1 protein-coding gene is annotated in these 463 nt (G+C 58.7%); it reads right to left on the bottom strand.

Annotated elements, in window-relative coordinates; translation table 11 throughout:
- The coding region (locus KHA85_RS20175; protein WP_213186662.1) for a TerC family protein at positions 1–463 on the bottom strand (463 nt) is incomplete at both ends.

The raw sequence follows: 463 nt of genomic DNA, 5'->3' as shown, positions 1-463 counted from the left end.
CTGGTTGAACAATTCAATCAGGATCGAGAAGCCGATAGCGGCATACAGGTAGCCTTTAGGAATGTGCAAACCGAAGCCTTCGGCGATCAGGCTCAGGCCGATCATCAACAGGAAGCTCAGGCACAGCACCACGATGGTCGGGTGCGCGTTGACGAAGTTGGTCAACGGCTTCGACGCCAACAGCATCACCGCCATCGCGATCACCACCGCCGCCATCATCACCGGCAGATCGTTCACCATGCCCACGGCGGTAATCACCGCGTCGAGCGAAAATACCGCGTCGAGGATCACGATTTGCACCACCACCGCCCAGAACTTGGCGTAACCGCGGTTAGCGCCGTCTTGATGCGTCTGCCCTTCCAGCCGTTCATGCAGCTCCATGGTGGCCTTGAACAGCAGGAACACCCCGCCGAACAGCAGGATCAAATCGCGGCCGGAGAAGCTGAAATCGCCGACGCTGAAC

It is taken from the genome of Dietzia massiliensis (assembly GCF_018390595.1).
Lineage (GTDB): Bacteria > Actinomycetota > Actinomycetes > Mycobacteriales > Mycobacteriaceae > Dietzia > Dietzia massiliensis.
The sequence above is the reverse complement of the archived record's forward strand: the minus strand, read 5'-3'. Positions and strand labels throughout refer to the sequence as shown.